Source organism: Nocardia arthritidis, from assembly GCF_011801145.1.
Classification (GTDB): Bacteria; Actinomycetota; Actinomycetes; order Mycobacteriales; family Mycobacteriaceae; genus Nocardia; species Nocardia arthritidis_A.
On record NZ_CP046172.1, the window covers coordinates 2,419,537 to 2,438,950 of the forward strand.

The following is a 19,414-nucleotide window of genomic DNA, read 5'->3' on the forward strand; positions in this document are numbered from 1 at the left end:
ATGGTCCCGTTATCTTTCGCGCAGCGGCGCCTGTGGTTTCTGTACCGCTTCACCGGGCCATCGGCGACATACAACATTCCCGCGGTGTTCTGGCTGCGCGGCACGCTCGACGTCGACGCGCTGGTGGTGGCGATCGGTGACGTGGTCGCCCGGCACGACAGCCTGCGCACGCTGATTGTCGAGGACGATGCGGGCACCCCGATGCAGCGGGTGTTGCCGGGCGAAGACGTGGTGCTGGACGTATCCATGAAGTCGGTACCGGCCGCCGAGGTCGACGCGGTCGTCGCCGAACTGTACGGCCGCCCGTTCACCCTGGCCGCGGAGATCCCGATCCGCGCGCGGGTGCTGCGCTGTTCGGTGACCGAGCACGTGCTGGTGCTGATGATTCACCACATCTGCGCGGACGGCGGTTCGGTGGTGCCGTTTCTGCGCGATCTGGCGACCGCATACGAGGCGCGGCGCGCGGGCGAGACGCCCGACTGGACTCCGCTGCCGGTCCGGTACGTCGACTACACGCTGTGGCAGCAGGAACTGCTCGGCAGCGAATCCGATGCCGACAGCCTGCTCGCCACTCAGGTCGCCTACTGGCGGCAGGAGTTGGCGGGCATTCCGCAGCCGATTCGGTTGCCGGTGGACCGGCCGCGGCCCGCGATCATGGGCAACGGCGGCGGGGCCGTCGACCTGATCATCGAACCCGAGCTGTTCGCGGCTCTGCGAGAACTGGCCCGCGCCAACGACGTAACGGTATCCATGGTGTTCCAGGCCGCCGTCGCCGTGCTGCTGCACCGGCTCGGCGCCGGCGACGATCTGGCGATGGGTTCGCCGATCGCGGGCCGCACCGACGAGGCGCTCACCGATATGGTCGGATTCTTCGTCAACACTTGGGTTTTGCGGGTCGCGCTGGCCGGGAACCCGTCGTTCGACCGGGTGCTGCGGCAGGTGCGCGAGAAGGCGCTCGCCGCGTACGAGAATCAGGACGCGCCGTTCGAGCGGCTCGTCGAATTGCTCAACCCGGACCGCTCGCTGGCCTACCACCCGTTCTTCCAGGTCATGTTCGCGTGGCAGAACTTCGCGCGGCTCGATCTCGAGCTGCCGGATCTGGTGATCACCCCCCAGCTGTTCGCCACCAGCACCGCGAAATTCGACCTGTTCTTCAACCTCGGCCCGGATGAATCGGGCCAGGGCGTGCGCGGCGTAATCGAGTACGCCACAGACCTTTTCGACCGAGCGACCGTCGAGCTGATCGGGATGCGGCTGTGCGGGGTGCTCCGCCGTATCGTCGCCGCACCACACGACCCGGTCGGCGCGATCGACGTGCTGCGACCGGGCGAGGCGGACTGGTTGCTCTACGCACTGAACGACACCGCGACCCCGGCGCCGGACCTGTCGATTCACGAGGCGTTCGCCCGCCGGGCCGCCGCGGACCCGGACGCCGTCGCGGTGGAATCCGCCGACACGATCCTGAGCTATCGAGACCTAGACCATCGCTCGGATGCCATGGCGGCCGAACTCGTCCGCCACGGCGTCGGCCCGGAAACACTGGTAGCCGTCGCCCTACCGCGCTCACCCGACCTCATAATCGCCTTTCTAGCAATACTGAAAGCTGGCGGCGCTTACCTGCCTATTGATCTCAACTATCCGCCGGACCGAGTGGCGTTCATGCTGCGCGACGCCGCGCCCGCCGTAGTAATCACGGACGGGACCTTCACGCCACCAGATGGTTTGCCGCCGTTGCGGATCGATGATCTGCATGCCGCCTCCACGCCACCTCCGAATTCAATTGGTGACGAACGGCTTTCCCGCATTACCGGCGCCGAGGCCCTGTCGGATGGGTTGTCGCCGAGGGGGATCGGCGAGTCTTCTGGAGACGGAGCGGTGCCGCCGCCGGACCGTGTTGGTGGCGATCGGCCTTCCCGCATCACCGACTCCGAAGCCTCGTCGGATGGGTTGTCGCCGAGGGAAATTGGCGAGCTGCATGGAGCTGGAGCGGTGCCGCCGGACCGTATTGGTGACGAGCGGTTTTCCCGCGCTGTCGTCGAGGATGGGAGTTCGGCTCGGCGGGTTGGATCGCCATCGGTGCGAATCGGCGAATCACACACCGCCACAAAGCCTTCAGCGGATTCTACCGGCGGCGATCGGCTCGCATACGTCATGTACACCTCCGGCTCGACGGGGGTGCCCAAAGGTATTGCGGTGACGCATCGGAACGTGGTGAGCCTGGCGGCGGATCACCGGTATCGCGTTGGTGCGCACGAACGGGTGTTGCTGCATTCGCCGCATGTTTTCGATTCGTCGACCTTCGAGCTGTGGGTTCCGCTGTTGGGTGGGGGGCGGCTGGTCGTCGCACCGGCCGGATCTTTCGACGCGGCCGCGCTTTCCGCGCTGGTCACCGGTAAGCGGCTGACCGCGCTGTGGTTGACCGCGGGGCTGTTCGCCGCCGTCGTCGATCAGGATCCTGGTTGTTTGGCCGGGGCGCGCGAGGTGTGGGTCGGCGGTGACGTTGTCTCGCCCAGCGCCGTCGCAAAGGTGCTTGCGGCATGTCCCGGTCTTGCCGTGGTCAACGGCTACGGGCCAACGGAGACAACGGTTTTCGCTACATGCCACCGGGTGGGCGAATCCGTCGGCCCGAGTGTGCCGATCGGCGCGCCGATGGACAATATGCGGGTCTACGTGCTCGACGAGCGACTGCGGCCGGTCCCGCCGGGCGTGGTCGGTGAATTATATGTAGCGGGAACGGGTTTGGCGCGCGGATACCTGCGGCGCCCCGGCCTGAGCGCGGCCCGATTCGTGGCCTGCCCCTTCGCCGCCGATGAACGGATGTACCGCACCGGCGACCTGGTTTCCTGGAATTCGGCCGGTGAACTGGATTTTCACGGCCGGGTGGACGATCAGGTGAAGGTCAGGGGCTTCCGGATAGAGCCGGGGGAGGTGGCGGCCGCGCTGACCGAACATCCAGCCGTCGCGCAGGCGGTGGTGGTGGCGGGCGAGGACAGTCTGGTCGCCTACGTGGTGCCGGATCTGTCCGGCGGCTCCTCCGCCGAGCAGGTGCACGAATGGCGCGAGGTCTACGAGCGCATGTACACCGCGCGGCCCGCCGAATTCGGCGAGGACTTCGCCGGCTGGAACTCCAGCTATACCGACAAACCCATCCCGCTCGCGGAAATGCGGGAGTGGCGTGCCGCCGCCGTCGAGCGAGTGCTGTCCACGCTGCCGCGCAAGGCGGGCGAGACGGATGCGCGATGCCGGGTGTTGGAGATCGGTGTCGGATCCGGATTGCTACTCGCACAACTGGTTTCGCATGTCGACGAATACTGGGGAACCGATTTCTCCGCGAAGGCGATCGAGCGGCTGCGGGCCCAGGTGACCGAGGCGGGCTGGGCCGATAGGGTTCGACTGCATTGTCGAGCGGCCGACGAGCTCGCCGATCTGCCCGCGGGCGCTTTCGACACCGTCGTACTGAACTCGGTGGTCCAATACTTCCCGACGGACGACTATCTCGACAAAACCCTGACCGCGGCGATGGAGTTGCTGGCTCCCGGCGGCCGCATTTTCGTCGGCGATGTGCGCAATGCCCGCACGCTGCGACTGCTGCACACCGCCGTCTACCGGACGCGGTATCCGAGCGCCGCCGAATCCGCGGTGCGGGCCGCTGTCGAGCACGCCGTCTTCATGGAGAAGGAGTTGGTACTCGATCCGGAGTGGTTCACCCGCTGGGCCGCCCGCAACGCCGCCGGTGTCGACATTCGGTTGAAGGGTGGTTCGGCGCGCAACGAGCTGACCCAGCATCGCTACGAGGTAGTCCTGCACAAAGCCCCGATCCAGCCGGTTTCGCTGCGGGGCCTGCCGACGGCGGTCTGGGGCGCAGACGTCCACGATCTGACCGGTGCCGAGGAGTTCTGCCGACGCGTCGGCGCAGCGCGGATCGCCGGAATTCCGAATGCTCGCCTCGTCCCGTCCGGTATCGACCCGCAGGAGCTGCGCGATCGGGCGGCGGCGCTCGGCTGGGATTCGCTCGTCACCTGGTCGGCTGCCGCCGCCGAATTCGACGCCGTGCTCCGGCTGGAAACCCTTGGCGCGGTGCGTGATTCGTATCCACTGACCGACTGCTATCGCCCCGGCGCGCGAACCGACCTGACGCTGTCCAACAATCCGGCGAGTATCCGCGAGGTCGGGCCGATGCTGTCCGCCCTGCGCGGCTACCTCGCCGAGCGACTGCCCGAATACATGGTGCCGTCGGCCGTCGTCGCCATCGGCTCGATTCCGTTGACGCCCAACGGAAAACTGGATCGCCGTGCGCTGCCCGCACCGGATTACGCGGCCGGTGGGCGGGGTGCGAGCACCCCGCAGGAGGGCATCCTGGCCGGGCTGTTCGCCGAGGTACTCGGCCTGAGCCGGGTCGGCGTCGACGACGACTTCTTCGCCATCGGCGGGCATTCCCTGCTGGCGATCCGGCTGGTCGGCCTGATCCGGGCGGAACTGGGTGTCGAGGTGCCGGTGCGCACCGTTTTCGAGGCGAGCACCGTCGCCGAACTGGCCGCCGTCATGGACACCGGGCAGCGGACCCGGCCGCCGCTGATCCCGCAGGCCCGCCCCGAGCGGGTGCCGCTCTCCTTCGCTCAGCAGCGAGTCTGGTTCCTGCACCGCTTCGAGGATTCCTCGACCACCTACAACATGCCGACCATGCTGCGGCTGCGCGGCGCGCTCGATGTGGCCGCGCTGCGCTCGGCGCTGCACGATGTGCTCGCAAGGCACGAGAGCCTGCGCACGATCATCGCCGAGGACGAGGACGGCCTGCCGTACCAGCGGGTGCTGCCACCCGAGCAGGTGCGCTCCGCCATCGAGGTCCGCGATATCGCCCCGCCGGATCTGCCCGCCGCCATGGCCGCCGCGGCCACTCACCGTTTCGACCTGGCCAGCGAAATTCCCCTGCGCGCCAAGGTGTTTCGAATCGCGGACGACGACAATGTGCTGGCTCTCGTGCTACACCACGTGGCGGGCGACGGCAGTTCCGCGGCCCCGCTGGTGCGCGATCTCGCACTGGCGTACAGCGCGCGCGAGCAGGGCCGCTCGCCCGCCTGGCAGCCGTTGGCGGTGCAGTACGCGGACTACGCCATCTGGCAGCGATCGATGCTCGGCGACGCGTCCGATCCGGATAGCCTGCTGGCCAACCAAGTCGAGCATTGGCGGCGGGAACTGGCCGGGGTCCCGGAGCCGCTGCCGCTGCCGCTGGACCGGCCCCGGCGCGCGACCGGCGGCCTGCGCGCCGACAAGGTCGAATTCACCATCGACCCGGCCCTGCTGGCCCGCGTCGAGGAGCTGTCCCGCGACCGCAGGATGACGGTCTCGATGACATTGCAGGCCGCGCTCGCCGTGCTGCTGCACCGGATGGGCGGCGGCGCCGACATCACGATCGGCGCACCGCAGGCGGGCCGGGTCGACCATGCGCTCACCGACCTCATCGGCCTGTTCGTCAACATCTGGGTGCTGCGCGTGCGTCTGAACGGCGACCCGTCGTTCGAGCAGGTGCTCGACCAGGTGCGAGACCGGGCGCTGACGGCATACGACAACCAGGACGTGCCGTTCGACCACCTCGTCGGCGTCCTCAACCCGAACCGCGCCGCAGGCCACCACCCGCTCTGTCAGGTGGTGCTGGCCTGGCAGAACAGCCCGGCCGCCGAACTGCGCCTCCCCGGGCTGGCCGCGACCATCGAGCCGGTCCCCGACACCGGCGCGCCGAAGTTCGACCTCTTCTTCAACCTGGCTCCCGACCCCGGTCGCGGCGCGGCGGGCTACGTCGAATTCGATGCCGACCTCTTCGACCGAGACACAGTTACCAAGCTGGCCAACCGATTCCAGCGGGTACTGGAACAGGCGGTCGCCGATCCGGCGGCACGGACGGGCGCGTTCGACGTCTTCGAACCCGGCGAATTCGACCGATTCGTCCGCGAACCCAACGAGACGACCGCCCCGCTCCCGCTCGACACCATCTCCGCACTGTTCCAGAAACAGGTCGACACGGTTCCGGACGCGATCGCGGTCACCGACGGCGCCACGTCACTGACCTACCGCGACCTCGACCACGCGGCAAACCAGATAGCCTGCACGCTAACGGAATTCGGCGTCGGCCCGGAGTCGATAGTCGCGGTCGCGCTACCGAGATCGATCGATCTCGTGCTCGCCCTGCTGGCCGTGCTGCGGTCCGGTGGTGCATACCTGCCCATCGACCTGGGCTACCCGGCCGAGCGGGTGGAATTCATGCTGCGCGACGCCCAGCCGCTGCTGGTGCTGTGCACCGCCGACTTCGCCGAGCGACCAGCCTCGGATGGCCGCCCGCGGGTAGTCATCGATGAACTCCGCACGGCAACAGGCGAATTGAAGCCGCCGATGGGCGATGAACTCGCGCGGGCAGGTGAATTCGCGTCGCCGTCGGCCGGTGATGATCTCCGGGCGGTGGCAGGTGAGTTTGCGTCACCGTCGGACGGTGACGAAGTCCGCGCGGTGGTGGGTGAGTGCGCATCGCCGTTGACCGGTGATGAACTCCGGGCGGCAACAGGCGAATTGAAGCCGCCGACGGGCGATGACCTTGCGCGGTCGGTAGGTGGCTCCGTTTCGTCGTCGGCCGGTGATGAAGTTCGCGGGGTGGCAGGTGAAGCCGTATCGCCATCGACCGGTGACGAATCCCGCACGGCAACAGGTGAATTCAAGCTGCCGATGGGCGGTGATCTCGCGCGGGCGGCAGGTGGATCCGTGTCGCCGTCTATCGGTGATGGAGTCCGCGCGGTGGCGGGTGAGTTCGTATCGTCGTCGGCCGGTGACGAACCCCGCACGGCGACAGACGGATTCGTGCCGCCGCGGATCGACGGTGACCAGATGGCGTACGTCGTGTACACCTCCGGCTCGACCGGCGTCCCCAAGGGTGTTGCGGTGACGCACCGGGATGTGGTCGGGATGGCGGTGGATCGGCGTTGGCGGGGGGCGCATGAGGCGGTGCTGTTGCATTCGCCGCATTCGTTCGATGCGTCGGCGTTGGAGTTGTGGATTCCGTTGCTCGGCGGTGGGCGGGTTGTTGTCGCGCCGCAGGCGGAGTTGGATGCGAATGGGTTGGCCGACTTGGTGGTTCGTCATCGGTTGAGCGCGGTGTTCCTGATGGCCGGGTTCTTCGCGGTGTTGGTCGAACAGGATCCCGGCTGTCTGGCCGGGTTGCGCGAGGTGTGGGTGGGTGCCGATGTGGTCGCACCGGCCGCGGTGGCTCGCGCCATCGCGGCGAATCCTGGTCTGACTGTCGTCAATTTGTATGGCCCGAGTGAGGTTACCGTGCTGGCCACCCGTCATCCGGTGACCGAGGAACCGCGAGCCGCCGAGTTGCCGATCGGCCTGCCCATGGACAACATGCGGGTCTATCTGCTCGACGCCGGATTGCGGCCGGTTCCACCGGGTGTCGTCGGCGAGCTGTATGTCGCGGGCATCGGCTTGGCGCGCGGATATCTCGGCAGGCCCGGCCGCACCGCGGAACGATTCGTCGCCTCGCCGTTCGACCCGGGCGAGCGGATGTACCGCACCGGCGATCTGGCCGCGTGGAATCCGTTGCGGCAGTTGGTTTTCCGTGGACGAGCGGATAGTCAGGTGAAGGTGCGCGGATTCCGTATCGAACCCGGCGAGGTCGAGGCCGCCCTGCTGGAGCATCCCGCCGTCACCCAGGCCGCGGTGGTCGCCCGCGACGGCGCGGCGGGCACGCGACTGGTCGCCTATGTGGTCGCGGACCAGCCTGACGACCTGCGGGCTTACCTGGCCACGCGGCTGCCCGCCTTCATGGTGCCGTCGGCGGTGGTGCCGCTCGACCGGCTGCCGCTGGCGCCGAATCGGAAGTTGGACCGGGCCGCGCTGCCGGATCCGGAGTTCACGGCCGCCGAATACCGGCCGCCGCGCACCGCCGACGAGGCGGCGCTGGCCGCGCTGTTCGGCGAGCTGCTCGGGGTGGACCGCGTCGGCATCGATGACGATTTCTTCGACCTCGGCGGTCACTCGTTGCTGGCCATCAGGCTGGCCAGCAGGATCAAGGCGAAGCTGGGTATCCCGGTGCCGGTGCGCACGGTGTTCCAGCATTCCATCGTCGCCGATCTGGCGGCCGAAATCCGTTCCGGCGCAGGCGATTCGGAGGATCCTTTCGCGCCGGTGCTGCCGATCAGGACCGATGGGCAGTGGCCGCCGCTGTGGATGATCCGGGGCGGCGGCGGGCTCTGCTGGCCGTATCTGGCCTTCGTCAACTATCTGCCCGACCGGCAGCTCTACGGCATCCAGGCGCGCGAATACGACCGGACCCGGCCGAAATCGACCTCGGTGGAGGAGATGGTGGACGAGTACGTCGGGCACGTGCTGGCCTGCCAGCCCGATGGGCCGTATCACCTGATGGGCTGGTCGGCCGGCGGCGCGTACGCCCATGCGATGGCCGTCGAACTGCGCCGCCGCGGACACCGGGTGGACCTGCTGGTGATGATGGACGCCTCCACCCATGCCGGGCACGGCGCCGCGGCGAGCATTTCCGATGACGAGGTGGTGCGGGACGAGGGGAACCGGCAGATGGTCCGGGACTATCTCGGATTGTCCGAGGACGAAAGGGAATTCGAGGAGCTGCTGCGCACCATCGCCGTGCTCACCAGGGAGCAGGCGGTGCTGCTCGACGAATTCTCTTCGCACACCCCGGTTTTCGACGGTGATGTGCTGTTCTTCAACGCGGTGGTCAACGATCACCACTTTCCCGAACAATGGCGGCCCTATGTGCTCGGCGAAATCTGCGTGCACAACATCGAATGCGATCACCGCGAGATGTCCCAGCCGAAATACGCGGCGATCATCTGCGCCGAGATCGCCCGTGCGTTCACCGATATCCGAATTCAGGAGGAGATATGAGCACCAACCCGTTCGACGACGAGGACGGCGAGTTCTTCGTCTTGATCAACGCGGAGGAGCAGTACTCGCTGTGGCCGACGTTCGCCGATGTGCCCGCGGGCTGGCGGGTGGCGCTCGGCCCGGAGACCAGGCAGCGCTGCCTGGAGCACATCGAGCGGACCTGGACGGATATGCGTCCGAAAAGTCTGCGCGACGCGATGGCCGCGGACGCCGCGGGCACCGCATAATGCCGCGGCTGTCCTGTCGACGAGACAGCGTCCTTGTGCCGGGCGAAAATCGCTGAATATCGTTGACTTTGCGGTTCAGCTCTTCGAAGGGGTATTTCGATGACAAACTATCCGATGGTCGATATGGCCGATTGCTGGAAAATCCAGCCCGACCATTTCTGGATGCACGGCCAACCGCCGGCCGAGCCGATTCGTTTCGATGAGGCGTTCGGCCGCTGGGACGTCTACGGATACGATGATATCGTGCGAATTTTCGGCGATACGGTGAATTTCTCGTCCGATATCAAGCGCCTGTTCAGTTCGCCGGATGTCCAGGAACACAAGGAGGGGAACCTCATCCAGCTGGACGGCGAGGAACATCGCAAACTGCGTGCGCTGGTCACCAAGGCGTTCACCCCGAAAATCGTGGCCGATCTGGAGCCGCGCATTCGCGAGGTCACCGTCGAACTGCTCGACGCCGTCGCGGGCCGGGACGAAATCGAGCTGGTCACCGCGCTCGCGTATCCGCTGCCGGTGATCGTGATCGCCGAATTGCTCGGCATCCCGGGCTCCGACCGCGACCTTTTCCGTGACTGGGCCACGATCCTGCTGGAAAACACCTATCAGCTCTCGCTGGCCAATCAGGACGAGGAGCGCCCGCCGGAGGGTGAACGGCTCATCGACAAGGTGCAGCCGATGTTCGCCTACATGCTCGAGCACGCGAACGAGCGCAAGCGGGCGCCCCGCGAGGATTTGCTGAGCCAACTCGTCGCGGCCGAGATCGACGGCGAGCGGCTCACCGATACCGAACTGGTGAATTTCGCGGTCATGCTGCTGCTGGTCGGGCATATCACCACCACGATGATGCTCGGCAACACCGTGCTGTGCATGGACGCCGAGCCGGACTGGACCGCGCGGGTGCGTACGGACCGCTCGCTGCTGCCGCCATTCGTCGAGGAGACGATGCGCCTGGTCAGCCCGCTGCCCGCGGTCGCGCGATCCACCCTCGCCGAGGTGGAGATCGCGGGCCGGGTGGTGCCGAAGGATCAGATGATCATGCTCGGTCTCGGCGCGGCGAACCGGGACGAGCGCAGATTCGCCGACCCGCACGTCTTCGACCCGACCAGGGATCCGAATCCGCATCTGACCTTCGGCCGCGGCCTGCACTTCTGCCTCGGCGGCCCGCTGTCCCGGCTGGAGGCGAAGGTCGCGCTGAACGTGCTGCTCGACCGCTACCCGGTGCTGCGCACCGATCCGGACAACCCGCCGACGTTCATCCCGAATCCCGGTATGACCGGCGTGCAGACCCTGCCGCTGCGCACGGCCTAACCCGCTACGAAAAGAGCGAGTCCTCGCCAAGAGGACTCGCTCTTTCCGGTGTCGGTTACCTGCTGACCGTTCCTTCTTGCAGCCGCTGAACCATCCGGTGCGTGGTTTGCAGCGGCGTTTCCCCCAGCGCGGGCGCGGTGAATCCGTTGCGCGCGTTGAGCTGCGCGATGCGATCGTTCCATGCGTCGTGCCCACGGAACGGAATGGTCTCCTCGGCGGAATAGGCCGGGTAATTGCGATAATTGTTGGTCGCCGTTCCGCGCTTGCCGCGCACCAGGATCGGGTCCAGGTAGAGACCTTCGTTCGCCACCGTCGTCGAGGTCGCGATATAGCCGATGTCCAGGCCGCAGCGCCGATTGTCCGAGGCATTGGGTTCGGAATAGTGCAGGATATTCGGGTGGTGGATGGATACGTCACCGGGTGCGAGCTCGATATCGACGATGCCCGCCTTGGCCACCCATTCGTCGACCAACTCCTGGCTGGTCTGCGAATAGAGCATATTGGGGGTGTCGGTGCGCGATTCCGGCGGAATGATCGGCACCCGGTGGCTGCCCGGCACGATGCGCAGGCACCCGTTGCTCGTATTGGACGGGTCGATGGCCACCCAGACGGTCAGCGCGACCAGCGGCCGCAATTTCCAATAGGCGCCGTCCTGATGCCACAGCACCGGCCTGCCGTCCTTAGGTGGTTTGCATACGTAGTGCGCGGTGAAGCAGGCCAGATCCGGCCCGAGGAATAATTCGGCGATGTCAACGAGCCGGTCGTCGGTGACCAGGCGCACCCAAAAGGCGTCGTTGCGCATCAGGGGGTGGTGATACTCTTCCGGCCGCAGCTGCGGATAACGCCGGCCGAGCCATTCGACATGCGCCTGCGCCTCTTTTATCAGCTCGGCGTCCAGGACATTGCGGATTATCGCGAATCCGTTCTCTTCGTACTCCCGGACGAGGGTATCGGCGTCGAGCATTCTGAATTCCCTTCGATTATTCGGCTAACATTCTTGTACGCCGATCTGATCCATGGGCTCGCCGGTTGGCCTTCCGGGAAAATGCGAGCATCGTCGGCCGGGGACGAACCGGCTGCGCCATCGAAATTTTACCGTCGTGGGAGGGGCGGTAAGCGTGCTTGCGGGCATCCCGATGTCCTGGCGACGGGACATTTGTGAAAGGCCGTTCATATCGACACCGGCGCGGCGGATCTGAAACAATCAGTCGACATTCCGCCACCTCGGAAACATCATGCGGGAAAATAACCAGCGAATTACGGGAGAGGCCATGTCCGCACTGGCTGAGCGATGGAAATTGGATGAACAGCGCTTCTTCTGGATTTACGGTGAGCAGGGGCGGGCGCCGAAACGGGTCGAGCTGGACGAGCGCACCGGCATCTGGAATGTGCACGGGCACGCCAACGCGCTGCAGGTGCTGAACAATCCGGCGATCTTCTCGTCGGGGACCGGCCGCCTCATCCCGGAGCAGAGCGAATTCGACGAGGGCGCCATCACCCAGCTGGATCCGCCGCGGCATACCAAGCTGCGCAAGCTGGTCACCGCCGCGTTCACCCCGCGGGCGATCGCCGAACTGGAACCGCGCGTGCACGCGATCGTCGACACGCTGCTGTCGAAGGTCGAAGGTGAGCGCGGATTCGATCTGATCACCGATTTCGCCTACCCGCTGCCGATCACGGTGATCACCGAACTGCTCGGGGTGCCCGCGGACGATCATGTGCTGATCCAGGGCTGGGTGGACCGAATGCTCAGCGGGACAACGGAACTGTCCCTCGTCGACCACGAGAACGACAGCGAGATCGTCGATGTGCTCGCGCAGGCCAAGCACATCACCGATTATCTGCGCGGGCTGGTGAAAGAGCGGGTGGCCAACCCGCGCGACGACATGCTCACCAAACTCGTCCAGGCCGAGGTGGACGGTGAGCGGCTGACCGAACCCGAGATCGTCAACTTCGCGAACGCGCTGCTGGTGGCGGGGCATGTCACCACGACACTGCTGATCGGCAGCACCGTGCTGTGTCTCGACGCATATCCGGAAGCAGACCGAGCGGTCCGCTCCGATCGGAGCCTGATGCCGACGCTGCTGGAGGAGACGCTGCGCTACTTCCCGCCGATCACCATGATGGCGCGGGTCACCAATGCCGAGGTCGAGCTCGGCGGCGTCACCATCGGACCCGACCAGTTCGTCGCGGTCTGGTCGCCGACAGCCAACCGCGACGACGAGGTCTTCGCCGACCCCTTCGCCTTCGACCCGGCGCGCGAACCGAATCCGCACCTGTCCTTCGGCCGCGGCGCGCACTTCTGCATCGGCGCCGCGCTCGCCAGGCGCGAGGGATATATCGCGATGAACGCGCTGTTCGATCGCTTTCCGAGGCTGCGCGTCGACCCGGACGGCACGCCGACGTTCATGACGAGCCCGAACCTCAACGGCCTGACCAAACTGCCCGTCGTCGTCGACTGACCGGAGGAATCAGGATGGAACTCGACGCGAGCGCCTACCGGACGGCGGAGCAGCTGCTGCGGCACAATCGGGCTGGGCTGGTGCTCGGCGGTAAGGTGCGGCCGCGCTGGACCGCCGACGGCGGCTTCTGGTACACGGTGGACACCGAGCGAGGACGGCAGTTCATCCTCGTCGACCCGGTCGAGGGTGTCCGGCGGCCCGCATTCGACCACGAGCGGCTCGCGGCGGCGCTCGCGGCCGCGTCCGGGCAGTCGGTCGATGCCGCGGCGCTGCCGTTCGCCGCATTCGAAACAGCCGGGGACGCAATCGAATTCGATGCGTTCGGCACGCACTGGCGATGCGCGCTCGGCGAATACACCTGCGCACCGGCCGAGGCCCGCCCGGCGGTCAACCTGCTCGAAGTCGCCTCGCCCGACGGCAAAATCGCGGTCTTCCGCGCCGGATACGACCTGCGCGCCCGCTCGCTCACCGGCGGCGCGGACTGGGCGCTCACCGAGGACGGCACCCGCGAACGCGACTACGGTTCCAACCCGGACTATTTCATGTACTCGACGCTGCTGGCCTCGCTCGGGGTGCCGCATCTGCCGCCGTCGGTCGCGTGGTCGCCCGATTCGACCCGGGTGCTCACCCATCGGACCGATCAGCGCGGCGTCCGGGAAACCCATCTGACGCGGGTCATGCCCGCGGGCGGCGGCGCACCCGAACTGCTCACCCAGCGCTTCGCGATCCCCGGTGACGAACATCAGCCGATGGCCGAACTCGTCGTGCTGGATATCGCCGCTGGCACGGTGATTCCGGCTCTCGCCGAACCGATCCCGATGTCGATGAGTTCACCGATCGCCCGGCAGTGGGCGTGGTGGTCGGACGACGGTTCGGCCGTGTACTACCTGAATACGACGCGGTACGCGAAGGAGCTGAGCCTGCACCGGCTCGACCCGGTATCCGGCGAGGTGCGCACCATCCTGTCCGAGTCGGCGACGACCTGGATCGAACCGGCGCAGCGATTCGCGCAGGCGCCCATCGTCAAGGTGCTCGGGTCGGAGGTGCTGTGGTTCTCCCAGCGCGACGGCTGGGGGCACCTGTACCGCTACGGCATCGAGGACGGTGCGCTGCGCAACCAGGTGACCTCCGGCGAGTGGGTGGTGCAGCAGATACTGCACGTCGACGAGCACGTCGTCTACTTCCTCGCGTCGGGCCTGATCGCGGCGGACCCCTATCGCAGGACGGTGTGCCGGGTCGGCCTCGACGGCTCGGATTTCACCAGGCTGACCGATGACGACCTCGACCATGCGGTGACGGTCTCGCCGGACGGGTCGTACTTCATCGACTCGGCATCCACCACCGACATCGCGCCGGTGCACACGGTGCGCGGCTGGGACGGCGGCGTGCGCGTCGAACTGGAACGGGCCGATATCTCCCGGCTCGTGGCGACCGGATGGACCCCGCCGCAGCGTTTTCGGGCGACCGCCGCCGACGGCTCCACCGACATTGACGGAATGCTTTACCTCCCACACGGATTCGATCCGGACAAGCGCTACCCGGTGCTCGACCATCCATACGGATTCCCGATCGCGAACCGCGTCGCCCCGTGCTTCGATCCCGGCTATTACGGTACCGACGCGGAAGTGCTTGCGGCGCTTGGCTTTGCGGTGATCGCGGTGGACGGGCGCGGTTCGCCGGGCCGGAGCAAGGCGTTCCACGACGCCGCGTACGGTCGGTTGGCCGACGCGGCCGGGCTCGCGGATCATGTTGCGGCGCTGCGTGAATTGGCCGCGACCCGGCCGTGGCTCGACCTGGACCGGGTCGGGGTGTTCGGCACATCCTCCGGTGGTTTCGCCGCCGCGCGGGCGCTGCTCGACTTCCCGGATGTCTTCAAGGCGGGCGTCGCCGAGACCGGCATGCACGATATGCGCTACGTCGACCTCGGTATCGCCGAGATGTACAACGGCCCGCTCGGCGATGCGTATACGGCGGCGGCCAATGCGGAATTCGCGGACCGGCTCGTCGGCAAACTCCTGCTGGTGCACGGCGGTCTGGACGACAGCGTCTCACCCGATCTGACGCTGCGGCTGGCCGAGGCGCTGGTGCGGGCGGACCGCGATTTCGAACTGCTCATCGTGCCCGGCGCCGACCATTTCGGCACCGGCTATCAGCACTACCTCAACCGGCGCCGCTGGGACTTCCTGGTCCGCAACGTGATGGGCGCCGAACCGCCGGCCGGGTATCGGCTCACCCCGATCCCGATGGATATGGACGCCGTCGCCGAACTGTTCGGCTGACCCCTGATCGCCTTCAGATAAGGAACGAACGAGATGACCGATTCCCTGTCCGTGCCGGTGCAGCTGCCGATCATGCGCGCTGCCGACCGACCGTTCGATCCGCCGCCGGAGCTCGCCGAACTGCGCGAGCGGACGCCGCTGCGCAGGCTCGCGATGCCGGGCGGATACGGCGGGTGGTTGGTGACCAGTCACGCCCTGGTTCGCGCGGTGCTCGGGGATCAGCGCTTCAGCGTCCGGCACGAGCTCATGCACTCACCATTTCCGGGCACGGAGGGCGTCGAGGTGCCCGCGGCCCCGCCGGGGCATTTCAGCGCCTTCGATCCGCCGGAGCACACGCGTTTCCGGAAACTGTTGACGGGCAAGTTCACCGTCCGCCGGATGGCCCAGCTCACCGCCCGGCTGGAGCAGATCACCGCCGAATGTCTCGGCGCGATGGACGGTATGGAGCCGCCGGTGGATCTGGTGCAGGCGTTCGCCCGCCCGATTCCCACCGCGATGATCTGCGAGCTGCTCGGCGTGCCCGATCAGGAACAGGAGCTGTTCCACCGGCTTTCCCGGCTGAACGAACTGGACGTGACCCCGGAGGAGACCGTCGAGCTCACCACCGGGCTGGACAAATACATGCACGAGCTGGTGCTGGCCAAGCGCGCCACGCCGACCGACGATCTGCTCAGCGATGTCGCGGCGAGCGATCTCACCGAGGAGGAGCTCACCGGCGTCGGGACGCTGCTGCTCGGCACCGGCCTCGACACCACCGCCAATATGCTCGCGTTCGGCGTCTTCGCGCTGCTCGCCCATCCCGATCAGCTCGCCCTGCTGCGCCGCGGCGACGGCGATTCCGACGCGGTGGTCGAGGAACTGTTGCGCTACTTGAGCATTCAGTGGTTCTCCGCACGGGTGGCGCTGGACGACGTCGAGCTGGACGGGCAGCGGATCGAGCCGGGCGACATGGTGGTGCTCTCGCTGCACGCGGCCAACCGTGACCCGGAACGCTTCCCGGATCCCGACGCGCTGGACATCCAGCGGCGCGCCGTCGGACACCTGGCCTTCGGGCACGGCATCCACCAGTGCCTCGGCCAGCAACTGGCCCGCGTCGAAATGCGCGTCGCGTATCCGGCTCTGCTGCAACGGTTTCCGACCTTGCGCCTCGCGGTCGCGCCCGAGGAGGTGCCGCTGCGCATCGGCGCCATGTACGGCGTGCACCGGCTGCCGGTCGCATGGGACCGGGCGTGATCGAGCGCAAATGCTTGGCAGAGAAGCGAAATCGGCGATAGAGCGGCTCGCCGCCGCCATCGTCTCGGTGCGGCCGCTCGTCGCCGGGGTCGGTGCGCCGGTGCGCGTCGTGCCGAATGCCGGGCACGATTGGCCGCCCGGTCACCGGCATGCGGTGCGCCGCCTGCTCGATCGGATCGCCCGGCGCGCCGGAGTCGAGGGTTTGGTGCTGGCCGAGGATGTGGCGTTCGACGATCTCCAGGTATTCGAACGGGTGGTGAGCGAGCGGCTCGCACTCGGTGACTGCGTGCGCGCCGCCGGGATCGTTCCCGCGGATCTGCTCGGTGAGGTGGAGCGGATCGCCGCGGCGGCGGTGGCGGCCGGTTTCGACACGTTCGCTCATCAGGAGACCATCGCCTCGAATGATGGTGTGCCGCTACAGGTTTACTCCGCGGGGGTGGGGGAGGAGACTGTCGTTCTCGTCCCCGCATGCGGTATGCCCGCCGCGCTCACGGAGTCATGGGTGCGCTTTCTTTCCCGCGACCGTCGTGTGCTGACCTGGGAGAGTCGCGGATTATTCGGTGCGGCTGAGCCTTTAGGTGACTACGCCGTGGACAGCCGGGCGCAGGCCACCGACCTGTTCACGGTCATGGCGCACTATGGTGCGCCGAGCGCGCACGTCGTCGGATTCTGCGGCGGGGCGGTCATCGCACTGCTGGCCGCCGCATTGCGGCCCAAGGCAATTCGCTCGCTCAGCCTGTGGCACGGCGCATACGGATTCGCCGACGGCGGCCCGATGACCAAGCACGAGAAGGGAATGCTCGAACTGACCACCACCGCCGCGGCCGACCGCGCCGCCGCGACGGCCGTGCACACCGCCTTCTGCGAGGTGATGCTCACCAACACGCCCACCGAGGTGGCCCACCTCGTGCTGTACCCATACGCGAGCCCGGAACTGCTCTACCGGTACTGCCGCCTGAATTTCGCATTGACCAGCACCGACGTCGGCCGGTACCTCGCCGACGTGCCGCAGCCCACGCTCGTCGTCACCAGCCGCGACGACCACACCACCCATCCCGCCGCTTCCGAACGAGTAGCGGCGGCCCTGCCGAACGCCCACCTCTGGCTGACCGACCACGGCGACCACATCTCGGCGTTCACCGCGGGCGACCCCCTACTCCGCACGGCCGCCGACTTCATGACCCGAGCCGCCGAATCGCCTACGCCACAGGACGATTCCCCACGCATCGACGTGTTCACCCGGCAGTAGATCGCGCTGGGTCATCACTGAAACGCCCAGGCATAGCGGACTTCATGGTCCGCGTCGGCGATCGTTGACGGCGCGTGGCGTTTCCCCGCGCGCCGCAGTGTTCGCCTGGCGGTGGATCGCGCTGGGCCGTCACCGAAACGTTCAGGTATAGCGGACTTCATGGCTCGCGTCGGCCGATTGCCAACGGTGCGGGGCGTTTCCCGCGCACCGAGGTGCTCGCCTGGCATGGATCGGGGTGAGCCGTTACCGAAACGCCCAGGCACGGCGGACTTCATAGCCCGCGTCGGCCGATTGCCAACGGTGCGGGGCGGTTCCCGCGAATCGACATGTTGGCCCGGCGGTAGTTCGCGATGGGCGATCACCGAAACGTTCAGGCATAGCGGACTTTATGGTCCGCGTCGGCCGATTGCCAACGGTGCGGGGCGTTTTCCCGCGAACCGGCGCATGATCGGCACGTCGACCCAGTGATAGATCATGGCTGCCGCTGCCACCGAGACGGCCAGGCATAGTGTCGCGAATCCGGCCCAGCCGCCGAATCCGTAGCGGCCGCCGCCGATCAGGGTGCGCGTGACGATCACCATTACCGGGAACTGGATCAGGTAGAAGGCGTAGGAGATATTTCCCAGCCATACCAGTGCGGGGTTGGAGTTGAGGCCGCGGTGGCCGTTGAGGTCGCGCGTCGCGAGCGTGGCGACCACGGCTGTCGTCGGTGCGAGCAGCAGCGCCGACATTTTGTAGTTCACCGGCACCACCCATGTCGCCGCGTACGCGAGGAACAGGGCTAGCAGCGGCGGCGCTAGACGGGTGTTGTGCCAGCGTCCTTCCAGCACCATGCGGGCCGCGAGCACACCTAGGAAGAACTCCGGCAGGCGCGAGGCCGGGAAGTTGTAGCTGAGCCAATATGACTGTGCGACAGGGATATCCGGTTGCGTGAACCAGATGGGCGCGGCGTGCAGCTCGAAATGCGGTGACAACTCACCCGGAACCAGCCGTGGCGCAAAGGCATTCGCGATGCCCTTCGGTCCGGGAACCCACAGGAAGTATGCGGTGTGCATGGCGAGAATACCGAGCAGCAGCACACCCGCGGCGGGCAGCAGCAGTCGCGCCGGTATTCGCCGCACCAGCGGCAGCATCAGCGGAAAGCTCAGGTAGAACAGCATTTCCGAGGTAAGCGACCACGAGGGCACATTCAGTCCGCCGACCGTGGTCCACTTCGGTACCCAGTTGTGTATCAGCAGCAGATCCGGCAACCACACCACCGTGCGCGCCAGCGGCGGACCCGCCGCGGCGATGAATATTGCCGCCGCCAGCAGGTGCGTCGGATAGATCTTCAGCACTCGCCGCCGGTAGAACAGCCGCACCGTCATCCCCGGCTTGTACGACCAGTAGATGATGAATCCGGAGAGCACGAAGAAGAAGGTGACGCCCGCCGCGCCCAGCTGCATCGGAAACCAATAGTGCAGCCGCCGAAAGAATTCCGACTTCTGGAACGGATATACCGGCAGGAACACCAGCGAGTGCAGGATGAACACCGAGAAGGCCGCCCACCACCGCGCGCCGGTCAGCGATGGCAGCGCCGGACGGTCCCGCCGGGGATCCGCGACAGTGGGCTCCGAGGTCGCAATGCTCTGCGCCGCAGCGCTTTTCGATGTCGTGGCGTTGGTGACCGCGGCGGTCTCTGTCGGCGTGGCACCGTTCGCCGCCGCAGCGGATTGCGCCACCGCCCTACCGTCCGATGCGGCAGCCCGC

General features: G+C 67.0%; 9 protein-coding genes. 7 read left to right on the forward strand and 2 right to left on the reverse strand.

Translation table 11 applies throughout. The annotated features are described in order from the left end of the window. From F5544_RS10700 to F5544_RS10710, 3 genes are all read left to right on the forward strand, one after another. Nucleotides 1-8,907, forward strand: coding sequence for a non-ribosomal peptide synthetase (locus tag F5544_RS10700; RefSeq protein WP_167473040.1), 8,907 nt, complete (start codon nt 1-3; stop codon nt 8,905-8,907). Then, nucleotides 8,904-9,134 carry an MbtH family protein gene (locus F5544_RS10705; protein WP_167473041.1) on the forward strand — a complete coding sequence of 77 codons (231 nt, stop codon included), beginning with the start codon at nt 8,904-8,906 and terminating at the stop codon, nt 9,132-9,134. Before F5544_RS10700 ends, F5544_RS10705 begins: the two co-directional genes overlap by 4 nt. 99 nt (nt 9,135-9,233) lie before the next feature. Beyond that, complete coding sequence (locus F5544_RS10710) at nt 9,234-10,442, forward strand: cytochrome P450 (RefSeq protein ID WP_203217526.1); 1,209 nt, start codon at nt 9,234-9,236, stop codon at nt 10,440-10,442. A 55-nt stretch (nt 10,443-10,497) separates the two neighbouring features. On the opposite strand, the gene F5544_RS10715 is transcribed toward F5544_RS10710, so the two are convergent. Further along, nucleotides 10,498-11,406 (reverse strand): phytanoyl-CoA dioxygenase family protein, encoded by a 909-nt coding sequence (locus F5544_RS10715; RefSeq protein ID WP_167473042.1) that lies wholly within the window; start codon nt 11,404-11,406, stop codon nt 10,498-10,500. 307 nt (nt 11,407-11,713) lie between these two features. Here F5544_RS10715 and F5544_RS10720 point away from each other — a divergent pair, with 307 nt between their 5' ends. Genes F5544_RS10720 through F5544_RS10735 form a run of 4 tightly spaced genes read left to right on the forward strand, consistent with a single transcriptional unit; the run spans nt 11,714 to nt 17,665 of the window. Next, complete coding sequence (locus F5544_RS10720; RefSeq protein WP_167473043.1) at nt 11,714-12,904, forward strand: cytochrome P450; 1,191 nt, start codon at nt 11,714-11,716, stop codon at nt 12,902-12,904. Nucleotides 12,905-12,918: 14 nt separating this feature from the next. After that, nucleotides 12,919-15,183 (forward strand): S9 family peptidase, encoded by a 2,265-nt coding sequence (locus F5544_RS10725; protein ID WP_167473044.1) that lies wholly within the window; start codon nt 12,919-12,921, stop codon nt 15,181-15,183. A gap of 33 nt (nt 15,184-15,216) precedes the next feature. Continuing rightward, nucleotides 15,217-16,416: a cytochrome P450 gene (locus F5544_RS10730; RefSeq protein WP_167473045.1), complete on the forward strand. Its 1,200-nt coding sequence runs from the start codon at nt 15,217-15,219 to the stop codon at nt 16,414-16,416. Nucleotides 16,417-16,426: 10 nt separating this feature from the next. After that, on the forward strand, nt 16,427-17,665 hold the full coding sequence (locus F5544_RS10735) for an alpha/beta fold hydrolase (RefSeq protein ID WP_167473046.1): 1,239 nt from the start codon (nt 16,427-16,429) through the stop codon (nt 17,663-17,665). Between the two features lie 386 nt (nt 17,666-18,051). Here the strand turns inward: F5544_RS10735 and F5544_RS10740 are convergent, their stop codons facing one another. Next, a complete protein-coding gene (locus tag F5544_RS10740) occupies nt 18,052-19,386 on the reverse strand; it encodes an acyltransferase family protein (RefSeq protein WP_238847188.1) in 1,335 nt (444 codons plus the stop codon). Nucleotides 19,387-19,414 lie beyond the last annotated feature (28 nt).

Bases quoted from the DNA above. Each gene is read 5' to 3' on its own strand.
- F5544_RS10700 (WP_167473040.1), top strand. From the start codon at position 1: ATGGTCCCGTTATCTTTCGCGCAGCGGCGCCTGTGGTTTCTGTACCGC.
- F5544_RS10730 (WP_167473045.1), top strand. From the start codon at position 15,217: ATGACCGATTCCCTGTCCGTGCCGGTGCAGCTGCCGATCATGCGCGCT.
- F5544_RS10715 (WP_167473042.1), bottom strand. From the start codon at position 11,406: ATGCTCGACGCCGATACCCTCGTCCGGGAGTACGAAGAGAACGGATTC.
- F5544_RS10735 (WP_167473046.1), top strand. From the start codon at position 16,427: ATGCTTGGCAGAGAAGCGAAATCGGCGATAGAGCGGCTCGCCGCCGCC.
- F5544_RS10725 (WP_167473044.1), top strand. From the start codon at position 12,919: ATGGAACTCGACGCGAGCGCCTACCGGACGGCGGAGCAGCTGCTGCGG.
- F5544_RS10705 (WP_167473041.1), top strand. From the start codon at position 8,904: ATGAGCACCAACCCGTTCGACGACGAGGACGGCGAGTTCTTCGTCTTG.
- F5544_RS10710 (WP_203217526.1), top strand. From the start codon at position 9,234: ATGACAAACTATCCGATGGTCGATATGGCCGATTGCTGGAAAATCCAG.
- F5544_RS10720 (WP_167473043.1), top strand. From the start codon at position 11,714: ATGTCCGCACTGGCTGAGCGATGGAAATTGGATGAACAGCGCTTCTTC.